The sequence below is a fragment of the Pseudomonas sp. SDT291_1_S447 genome, from assembly GCF_054070155.1.
Genome location: NZ_JBSVXS010000163.1, coordinates 1 through 9,298, shown reverse-complemented (window position 1 = coordinate 9,298; position 9,298 = coordinate 1). Strand labels below are relative to the sequence as shown.

11 protein-coding genes are annotated in these 9,298 nt (G+C 58.4%); 2 read left to right on the top strand and 9 right to left on the bottom strand.

The genetic code is table 11. The features are described 5' to 3' along the window. The coding region (locus tag ACW9IR_RS27105; protein WP_457465701.1) for an Ig-like domain-containing protein at positions 1-2,210 on the top strand (2,210 nt) is incomplete at its 5' end. Positions 2,211-2,756: 546 nt separating this feature from the next. After that, positions 2,757-3,116 (top strand): DUF6124 family protein, encoded by a 360-nt coding sequence (locus ACW9IR_RS27100; RefSeq protein WP_457465699.1) that lies wholly within the window; start codon positions 2,757-2,759, stop codon positions 3,114-3,116. A gap of 166 nt (positions 3,117-3,282) precedes the next feature. Here ACW9IR_RS27100 and ACW9IR_RS27095 read toward each other — a convergent pair whose 3' ends face one another. The 9 genes from ACW9IR_RS27095 to fliL form a co-directional block, all read right to left on the bottom strand. Beyond that, positions 3,283-3,519: a hypothetical protein gene (locus ACW9IR_RS27095; RefSeq protein WP_457465697.1), complete on the bottom strand. Its 237-nt coding sequence runs from the start codon at positions 3,517-3,519 to the stop codon at positions 3,283-3,285. A 139-nt stretch (positions 3,520-3,658) separates the two neighbouring features. Beyond that, positions 3,659-4,798 (bottom strand): flagellar biosynthesis protein FlhB, encoded by a 1,140-nt coding sequence (gene flhB / locus ACW9IR_RS27090; protein ID WP_102900461.1) that lies wholly within the window; start codon positions 4,796-4,798, stop codon positions 3,659-3,661. A 3-nt stretch (positions 4,799-4,801) separates the two neighbouring features. Further along, positions 4,802-5,587 carry a flagellar biosynthetic protein FliR gene (gene fliR / locus ACW9IR_RS27085; protein ID WP_038363857.1) on the bottom strand — a complete coding sequence of 262 codons (786 nt, stop codon included), beginning with the start codon at positions 5,585-5,587 and terminating at the stop codon, positions 4,802-4,804. Positions 5,588-5,590: 3 nt separating this feature from the next. Continuing rightward, positions 5,591-5,860 carry a flagellar biosynthesis protein FliQ gene (gene fliQ / locus ACW9IR_RS27080; RefSeq protein WP_041072975.1) on the bottom strand — a complete coding sequence of 90 codons (270 nt, stop codon included), beginning with the start codon at positions 5,858-5,860 and terminating at the stop codon, positions 5,591-5,593. Continuing rightward, positions 5,857-6,615 (bottom strand): flagellar type III secretion system pore protein FliP, encoded by a 759-nt coding sequence (gene fliP / locus ACW9IR_RS27075; protein ID WP_095122677.1) that lies wholly within the window; start codon positions 6,613-6,615, stop codon positions 5,857-5,859. Before fliP ends, fliQ begins: the two co-directional genes overlap by 4 nt. Beyond that, positions 6,615-7,067: a flagellar biosynthetic protein FliO gene (fliO, locus tag ACW9IR_RS27070; protein ID WP_150708268.1), complete on the bottom strand. Its 453-nt coding sequence runs from the start codon at positions 7,065-7,067 to the stop codon at positions 6,615-6,617. Before fliO ends, fliP begins: the two co-directional genes overlap by 1 nt. Further along, positions 7,068-7,517 carry a flagellar motor switch protein FliN gene (gene fliN / locus ACW9IR_RS27065; protein WP_095122682.1) on the bottom strand — a complete coding sequence of 150 codons (450 nt, stop codon included), beginning with the start codon at positions 7,515-7,517 and terminating at the stop codon, positions 7,068-7,070. It abuts the gene before it with no gap. Between the two features lie 56 nt (positions 7,518-7,573). Continuing rightward, on the bottom strand, positions 7,574-8,542 hold the full coding sequence (gene fliM / locus ACW9IR_RS27060; RefSeq protein WP_007920032.1) for a flagellar motor switch protein FliM: 969 nt from the start codon (positions 8,540-8,542) through the stop codon (positions 7,574-7,576). 9 nt (positions 8,543-8,551) lie between these two features. Continuing rightward, positions 8,552-9,055 (bottom strand): flagellar basal body-associated protein FliL, encoded by a 504-nt coding sequence (gene fliL / locus ACW9IR_RS27055; RefSeq protein WP_007920033.1) that lies wholly within the window; start codon positions 9,053-9,055, stop codon positions 8,552-8,554. Positions 9,056-9,298 lie beyond the last annotated feature (243 nt).

Below are 9,298 nucleotides of genomic sequence, written 5' to 3'. Positions count from 1 at the left end.
TCAAACGCGCCGCCGGCGGGACGAGTTATGCCGAGCCGTTGAAGTTCGATGTCGGGGTGGCGCTGGATCTCACAGCGCCCAGCATCAAGGAAGCGCCGAACGGTACCAGCCTCGACCCGTTTGCCGGCAAAGACACCCTCAACGCCGTGGTCGACTATGTCGGCATGCTGTTGAATGACGAGATCATCGTCACCTTCAGCGGCGCCCCGGGAACACCCGAAGGCGGCTCGCACATCACAGACCCGTGGACGGTACGTACGTTAGGTCCGCAGGACATTCCGCTTGATAACACAGTGATTGCTTTTAACCTCGGCCAATCGGTGACAGTGAGCTACACCGTGGCTCGCGGCAGCGATGATCCGAAAGACTCGAAAACCCGCACTCTGGAGGTGCTGCCGATAAAAAACGAGGACAATCGGCTGCCCGATCCGGTCATCAATGGCATCACCAGTGCAGAGCTGGATGTCACCACGCTGCCCGGCCAGCCGCGCACACGAATTGCCGCGTGGCTGCTTCTCGCACTCAAGCAAACGCTGTGGCTACGCTATTTTGTGGAAGGCAATCCGACACCAATCAGCACCACCTACAACGGCGCCGTCATCCCACCTGATGGTGTGCCCGGTGGTATGCACCCATATACACCGATGGCCGAACTCAACAAATTGGCCGATGGGGCCAAATTGCGGATCGAGTTCAAGGTTGGTTTCGATGGCAGTACGGATGAAAGCAAAGCGGTGGTTTTCCCATCACGCGTTTATACCATGAAGGCTGTGAAAGATGTGAGACCTGAAATCACCTCGGTGAAGGACTCCAAAGGCGCAGAAATTGTGCACGACGGTGGTACGGTCGATCCCGTTGTAACCTTGACCGGTACCGCCGCGCCCAATCAGCAGGTCGAGGTATTCGAAGGCGCCGCGTCAAGGGGCAAGCACCCGGTCGACGGCACTGGCATCTGGACATATACCGCCACGCTGACCGCCATTGGAACTCGTACGTTCAAGGCCAAAGCAGATTATGGGTCCGGCCAGGAATCCGCCGGCAGAATCCTCACGTATTCGAATGCAGTGATCCCTGCCATTACCTCGGTGAAGGACTCGAAAGGAGTCGAAATACCCAAAAACACCGTGACCCTTGATACCAGCATCAAGTTGACCGGCACCGGGACACCACGCCTGCAAGTCGAGATTTTCGATGGGGTGGCGTCGAAAGGCAAAGCGCTGGTGAATGCCACTACCGGCAAATGGGAACTGGAAGTGAAAGACCTGAGCCTGACAGTGCACAACTTCAAGGCCAGGGCCTTGTATGGCACGGGTGTCGAATCGGCGGTCTGGACGCTGACCGTGACGGCCGCCACCGCGCCTACGCTGACCTCCGTGAAGGGCTCGCCGAGCGGTGTCGAAATCCCCGACGGCACAACCACTAGAGAAATCGCCGTAACGCTGTCCGGGGTCGCGGCTAAAGGTCAGCAGATCGAAGTGTTCGACGGTACAACCTCGAAAGATAAAGCGACGGCCCATGCGACGACAGGCGTCTGGACGTTGCTGGTTTCAGACCTAAGTGTCGCCGCGCACAGCTTCAAGGCCAAAGCGCTTTATGGGGCAGGTCAAGAATCAGAGCCGAGATCATTGATAGTAAGCAAGTTAACTATTGATTTGACACCCATGATTCTAAACGGAATAAAACTTTTCCCCGCTGGAAACTATGGATTGCAGCTCAAGGAGGTTAACCGCAATACCGCTACAAGAACTCCCACTGACGGAGCACGACCTTATACATATGAACCCATAGATGACACTATAGCTTCGGTAGATGCAAACGGAAAAGTTTCAGGATTAAAAAATGGATCAACAAGCATCATAGTAACTGACGACAGTGGGAGCAAGGCAAGCTATGACGTCACCGTTAGTAACGTTTATACTTTTATACTTAACGACTCCTACCTTACGCCATCCCAAGCGAAATCCTGGATGAGTAGTGTAGGTGCCCCGACGATAGATACAGGGCCTATCCATTATTCTAATTTTTCTAATTTTGGTTTGATCTATGGGGGCGTAGGAGAGAGTCTAGGCCGGTATTCATCGAATCGTGCTGGATATCCGGAATTCCTCCTATATAAGTTCTTGCTCCAAGACGATCAGGAAGGAGTAAAACAAGACTATTTAACAGGAAGCGAAAAAAGGCGCGCTATGGCGTACATCCCGAGAAGCTAACGCTATTAACAATAAAAGCCTACACAAACTTTTACAGGGGGGACAAAAAGATGGACCACAGAGGGGACGGATTTATTTAATCAGTAACTTGAACATCGGGGCTTGTTCGAGATTTTACTGCTGACCGGGATGGCCCCTTCGCGAGCATGCTCGCGAAGGGGCCAGTGAAGTCAGCGCAAATCGCCTTTTAAACTCTGGCGTTTAAAAGACACCTTCAGACACGCCTTCCAAGCTACACATCCTTGCGCCTTTGCCTACAGCTACGCCAGAATCCGCCGGCTTGTGCGCCTTGGGGGCGGGTTCTATTGTGGGGCGGTCGCTGACGAATCAGCGATCGGGTTTCGCAGCCCGGATCAATCAAGGCGCACAGCGCTCCAGTGCATTGCCATCAAGATTAATGGCAATGATGCTTCATGGCGGCTGTGCGCGGGATACCTTCGGGTATGCCGGGTTCCTTGATTCCCGGTCTGCGAACCTGCGTACAGCTGCCACCTCTTTTCGTTTCGCAGCGAAATGTGGCAGCTCCAGCAATCAAGGAGCTTCACCATGATCAAACCAACACCCAACCCACCCGAAACCGACCCAACTTCCCCCTACGAATCCCTCGATTCAAAAAAACTCCACGAAGCCGCCGACCGCGTCCTCGATCACTATCTCTGCCCACCCGGTTCCACCCCGCCGCCACGCAAAACCCGGCGGATGTACGCCGTGACCGCGGATTTCAAAAACGAGGAACTGCTGGCCGATGCTAGCGAAACCCTCGCTTCAGCCAGAACCATCGCCCATGACTTCGCCCATCTCATACCGGCGTCGCAACGCAGGACGCTGTTGGGGATCGCGCAATTGATCATGCTGGGGGAGCTGGCGGTGAATCGGGTGATGGATAATCTGGAGTTGCCGCAGTAGCGACACGCGATGATCGTTCCCACGCTCCTGCGTGGGAATGCCTCAACGGACGCTCCGCGTTCGGCTTTGGAAGGGACGCGGAGCGTCCCGGGCTGCATTCCCACGCAGAGCGTGGGAACGATCATAAAACCGCCGCCCCATTTTCAGCGGCTTTGCGAACAGTTGCTCAATACCGGAGGATTTTTACTTTTCCATTCTTGCTCTTGGGCAATTCGAACTCGACCTCGTTGCCGACTTTGACGTTCGCCTGCAAGGCATCGGGCAATGGAATGCTGAATCGGTATTCTCTGGCCGTCAGAAAAAAACCCGTGGCTTCGGCAAAGGAAAGGGATCGTCCCGATTGCTTCGGCGTGATGGTGCCTCTTCCGGTTTTTTCATCGTAGCTGCTGAAAATACCTTTCATTGCCTTGCTCCCTTGCACTCGCCTGCCTGACCGCGTCAGTGCGCGGCCGCACCTTGCATCAAACTGCAAAATCACGGCGACTGCACCTGTCAGAGTTGACAGTCATGGGGGAGCGCAGACAAATGGCTTCGCCGCAACGTCAGGAATCGCGGCGCAGATCCGGCGGAATCGGCAAATCGTCCTTGAGCGGATCCGGGCGCTTGCCCTTGCCCGCGCGGTACTGGCGGATCTGGTAGACGTAGGCCAGCACCTGAGCAACCGCCAGGTACAGGCCGCCGGGGATTTCCTGATCCAGTTCGGTGGAGTAGTAGATCGAACGCGCCAGCCCCGGCGATTCGAGGAGCATGACGTTGTTGGCCACGGCGATTTCGCGAATCTTCAGCGCGAGGAAGTCGCTGCCCTTGGCCAGCAGTATCGGCGCGCCGCCCTTCTCCGAATCGTACTTGAGCGCGACGGCGTAGTGCGTCGGGTTGGTGATGACCACGTCGGCATCGGGAATCGCCGCCATCATGCGGCGTTGCGACATCTCGCGCTGGGTCTGACGGATGCGCTGTTTGACCTCCGGACGCCCCTCCTGATCCTTGTGCTCGTCGCGCACTTCCTGCTTGGTCATCAGCAGTTTCTTGTGGGCTTCCCAGAGCTGCACCGGCACGTCGACAGCAGCGATGATGATCAGGCCGCAGGCCAGCCACAACGTGCTCCAGCCGACCAGCGTGACGCTGTGAATGATCGCCATTTCAAGCGGCTCGTGGGCGATCCGCAAAAAGTCATCGACGTCCGCCGACAACACCGCCAACGCCACCCCCAAGGTGATCAGAAACTTGGCCAGGGCCTTGAGCAGTTCGACCACCGCTTTGAAGGAGAACATCCGTTTCAGGCCCGCCGCCGGGTTCATCCGGCTGAACTTGGGCGCCATGGAGCCGGCCGCAAACAGCCAGCCACCGAGGGAGATCGGCCCGATCAGGGCTGCCAGCAATAGCGTGATCATGAATGGCTGGATGGCCACCAGCGCCATCTGACCCGACTTCAACAAAAATGCGCCCATGGAACCCTGATCCATGATCACCTCACGCGACAGCGTAAAGTTCAGGCGCATCAGCTCCATGAGGTCTTCGGCCAGCATGCCGCCAAACACCAGCAGCGCGCCGGCACCGGCCATGGTCACGACCAGGGTGTTGAGCTCTTTGGAGCGGGCTATCTCACCCTTCTCGCGGGAGTCCTTTTTGCGTTTTTCCGTGGGGTCTTCTGTTTTGTCCTGACCGCTTTCGCTCTCTGCCATGACTCAGCGCGCCCGTGCCAGTTCGCGTAACAGCTGCAAGGCTTCAGTGGCCAGCGGCTGATACTGATTGAGAATGTCCGCCAGACCGACCCAGACGATGAACAGACCAAGCACCAGGGTCAGCGGAAAACCGATGGAGAAGATGTTCAGTTGCGGCGCGGCACGGGTCATCACGCCAAACGCGATGTTGACCACCAGCAGCGCGGTGACCGCCGGCAACACCAACAACAGCGCCGCCCCCAGTACCCAACCGAGTTTGCCCGCCAGTTCCCAGTAATGCGCGGTCATCAGACCGCTGCCGACCGGTAGCGTGGTGAAGCTTTCGGTAAGGACTTCGAAGACCACCAGATGGCCGTTCATCGACAGGAACAGCAACGTGACGAGCATGGTAAAGAACTGCCCGATCACCGCCACCGAGACGCCGTTGGCCGGGTCGACCATCGAGGCGAAACCCATGCCCATCTGGATCGCGACAATCTGCCCGGCCACGGCAAAGGCCTGGAAAAACAGCTGCAGGGAAAACCCCAGCACCGCACCGACGAGGATCTGTTCGGCAATCAACATCAAGCCACTCAGATCCAGCGGACTGACCGCCGGCATTGGCGGCAGGCTCGGGGCAATGCACACGGTGATCGCCACGGCGAAATACAGGCGGATCCGGCGCGACACCAGGGTGGTGCCGAACACCGGCATGACCATCAGCATCGACGCCACGCGAAACAGCGGCAACATGAACGAGGCCACCCAGGTACTGATCTGGGTGTCGGTCAGCTGAAGCAGAGATTGCATGGCTTAGCCGATGACCATCGGGATGTTTTTGTACAACTGGATGATGTATTCCATGAAGGTCTGCACGATCCACGGACCGCCCACAATCAGGGTCACCAGCATCACCAGCAGACGCGGCAGGAAGCTCAGGGTCTGTTCGTTGATCTGCGTCGCGGCCTGGAACATCGCCACCAGCAAGCCGACCAACAGGCTCGGCACTACCAGAATCGCGACCATCAATGTGGTCAGCCAAAGGGCTTCACGAAAGATATCGACCGCAACTTCCGGCGTCATGGCGAGACACCTCCAAAACTGCTGGCCAGGGTGCCGATGATCAGCGCCCAGCCATCCACCAGCACAAACAGCATGATCTTGAACGGCAGCGAGATGATCAGCGGCGACAGCATCATCATACCCATCGCCATCAGCACACTGGCCACGACGAGGTCGATGATCAGGAACGGAATGAAGATCATGAAGCCGATCTGGAACGCGGTTTTAAGCTCGGAGGTGACGAACGCCGGCACCAGAATGGTCAGCGGCGCCTGATCCGGGGTGGCGATGTCGGTGCGCTTGGACAGGCGCATGAACAGCTCCAGATCGCTGGTGCGGGTCTGCGCGAGCATGAAGTCCTTGATTGGCACCTGGGCCTTCTCCACCGCTTGCTGGGCGGTAAGGGTTTCCGCCAGATACGGTTGCAGAGCGTCCTTGTTCACCCGGTCGAACACCGGGGCCATGATGAACAGGGTCAGGAACAGTGCCATGCCGGTGAGGATCTGGTTCGACGGCGTCTGTTGCAGGCCGAGGGCCTGACGCAGGATCGAGAAGACGATGATGATCCGGGTGAAACTGGTCATCAGAATCACGGCCGCCGGGATGAAGCTCAGCGCGGTCATGATCAGCAGGATCTGCAGACTGACCGAATACTCCTGCGCGCCATCGGCGTTGGTGCCCAGCGTGATCGCCGGGATCGACAACGGATCGGCGGCGAACGCCAGCGGCGCGGCCAGCATCAGGGCCAGCGTCAAGACGATGCGTAGCGCACCCATTACTTCGTATCCTTCTGATCCTTGCCGAGTATCTTCAGCAGATGCTGGGCAAATTCCGGGGTCGCTTTCTCGCTGGTACTCGGCACCTCGACCGGCTCCTTGAGCACGTGCAGCGCGGTGATGGTGCCGGGGCTCAGGCCGAGCAGAATCTGCTCGTTGCCGACCTGCACCAGCAGCAAGCGGTCACGCGGACTCAGTGCGCGTGAACCGATCAGCTCGATCACTTGCCCTTTGCCTGCCGGCCCGGCCTGCTGCACCCGGCGCAACAGCCAGGCGAGGAAGAAGATCACGCCCAGCACCAGCAACAGGCCAAACACCAGTTGCGTCAATTGCCCGGCCACGCCGCTGGTGACCATCGGCGCGGTGGCGGCAGGCACTGTCGTGGCTGTCGACGGCTCGGCAGCCAGCACGCTCAATGGCAATGCCAGCAGAGCCCAGAGAAACCGTTTCACTCAGCGCAGCTTCTTGATGCGTTCGCTTGGGCTGATCACGTCAGTCAGGCGGATGCCGAACTTCTCGTTGACCACCACCACTTCGCCGTGTGCGATCAGGGTGCCGTTGACCAGCACGTCCAGCGGCTCGCCGGCCAGACGATCGAGCTCGATCACCGAACCCTGGTTGAGTTGCAGCAGGTTGCGGATGTTGATGTCGGTGCTGCCGACTTCCATCGAGATCGATACCGGGATGTCGAGGATCACGTCCAGGTTCGGGCCGTCGAGGGTCACCGGATCGTTGTTCTTCGGCACGCTGCCGAACTCTTCCATCGGCAGACGCGAGCCGCCGGCTGCGTCGGCGGCCAGCAGGGCGTCGATGTCAGCTTGACCGTCACCGGTTTCTTCAAGGGCAGCAGCCCATTCGTCAGCCAGTGCCTGGTCGTCCTGGGCGTTCATATCGTCGTTCATCATTTGTCCTCGGCGGGCAAAAATTCAGTTAAATGCTTGGGGGTTGGAGCGCCGCTTCAGCGACGCTCGATCGGCTCGATCACTTGCAACGCGAGGTTGCCTTTGTGCGAGCCCATCTTGACCTTGAAGGCCGGCACGCCGTTGGCGCGCATGATCATTTCGTCCGGCATTTCCACCGGGATCACATCGCCCGGCTGCATGTGCAGGATGTCGCGCAGTTTCAACTGGCGGCGAGCCACGGTGGCGCCGATCGGCACGTCGACATCGAGCACGTCCTGGCGCAGGGCGTTGACCCAGCGCTCGTCCTGATCGTCGAGGTCGGACTGGAAACCGGCGTCGAGCATTTCGCGCACCGGCTCGATCATCGAGTACGGCATGGTCACGTGCAGATCACCGCCACCGCCATCGAGTTCGATGTGGAAGGTGGAGACCACAATCGCTTCGCTCGGGCCGACGATGTTGGCCATGGCCGGGTTCACTTCCGAGTTGATGTACTCGAAATTGACTTCCATGATCGCTTGCCAGGCTTCTTTCAAATCGACGAAAGCCTGCTCCAGCACCATGCGCACCACGCGCAGTTCGGTCGGGGTGAATTCACGCCCTTCGATCTTGGCGTGACGGCCGTCGCCGCCGAAGAAGTTGTCCACCAGCTTGAACACCAGTTTGGCGTCGAGGATGAACAGCGCGGTGCCGCGCAACGGTTTGATCTTGACCAGGTTGAGGCTGGTCGGTACGTACAGCGAGTGCACATATTCGCCGAACTTCATCACCTGCACGCCACCGACGGCAACGTCCGCCGAGCGGCGCAGCATGTTGAACATGCTGATGCGGGTGTAGCGGGCAAAACGCTCGTTGATCATTTCCAGAGTCGGCATGCGTCCGCGGACGATGCGATCCTGACTGGTCAGGTCGTAGCTTTTGACACTGCCGGGTTCGGCAGCGTTATCGGTCTGTACCAGACCATCGTCGACGCCATGCAACAGCGCGTCGATTTCATCCTGGGACAGCAGATCCTGCACGGCCATGTCGTGTTCCTACTGCAGTACGAAATTAGTGAAAAGCAACTGTTCGATCACCACTTTGCCCAGCTCTTTCTGCGCCACTTCCTGGACGCTGGCTGTGGCCTTCTGGCGCAACATCTCTTGGCCGACCGGAGTCGCCAAAGTGGCGAAATCCTGACCGGAGAAGAGCATCACCAGGTTGTTGCGGATTACCGGCATGTGCACTTTGAGCGCTTCCAGATCGGCCTGATTACGCGCCAGCATGGTGATGCTCACCTGCATGTAGCGCTGACGGCCGTTCTGGTTGTAGTTGGCAACGAAGGCCGGAGCCATCGGCTCGAAAATCGCTGGCTGCTTGCCGACAGGCGCCGCATCGGCGGCCTCGGCGGGCTTGCTCTGGGCGCTGTGCATGAAGAACCAGGTCGCCCCCACGGATGCACCAATGGCCAACAGCAACGCCAGCACGATCACAATGATCAGCTTGAGTTTGCCTTTGGTTGCGGGGTCTTTCACTGCTGCTGTTTCGCTCTTCGCCATGCCAATAATCCGTCACTATTCGGGTTTTCACAGTCGCACGGCAAGGCAAGAGCAAGTGTTATGCCAGAAGTGTCGGTGATGGTGGAGACAACGCTAAAGTCAAAGGCACCCTCACCCCAGCCCTCTCCCGGAGGGAGAGGGGGCCGACCGAGGTGTTTTGTCGTGAAACGTCGACCTGAAAGACCGAGTCGACTATGGATTCACAGCAGAACTATCAGGTCGGCGTACTTCACCAGCATCCCC

Bases quoted from the DNA above. Each gene is read 5' to 3' on its own strand.
- ACW9IR_RS27100 (WP_457465699.1), top strand. From the start codon at position 2,757: ATGATCAAACCAACACCCAACCCACCCGAAACCGACCCAACTTCCCCC.
- ACW9IR_RS27095 (WP_457465697.1), bottom strand. From the start codon at position 3,519: ATGAAAGGTATTTTCAGCAGCTACGATGAAAAAACCGGAAGAGGCACC.
- flhB (WP_102900461.1), bottom strand. From the start codon at position 4,798: ATGGCAGAGAGCGAAAGCGGTCAGGACAAAACAGAAGACCCCACGGAA.
- fliR (WP_038363857.1), bottom strand. From the start codon at position 5,587: ATGCAATCTCTGCTTCAGCTGACCGACACCCAGATCAGTACCTGGGTG.
- fliQ (WP_041072975.1), bottom strand. From the start codon at position 5,860: ATGACGCCGGAAGTTGCGGTCGATATCTTTCGTGAAGCCCTTTGGCTG.
- fliP (WP_095122677.1), bottom strand. From the start codon at position 6,615: ATGGGTGCGCTACGCATCGTCTTGACGCTGGCCCTGATGCTGGCCGCG.
- fliN (WP_095122682.1), bottom strand. From the start codon at position 7,517: ATGAACGACGATATGAACGCCCAGGACGACCAGGCACTGGCTGACGAA.
- fliM (WP_007920032.1), bottom strand. From the start codon at position 8,542: ATGGCCGTGCAGGATCTGCTGTCCCAGGATGAAATCGACGCGCTGTTG.
- fliL (WP_007920033.1), bottom strand. From the start codon at position 9,055: ATGGCGAAGAGCGAAACAGCAGCAGTGAAAGACCCCGCAACCAAAGGC.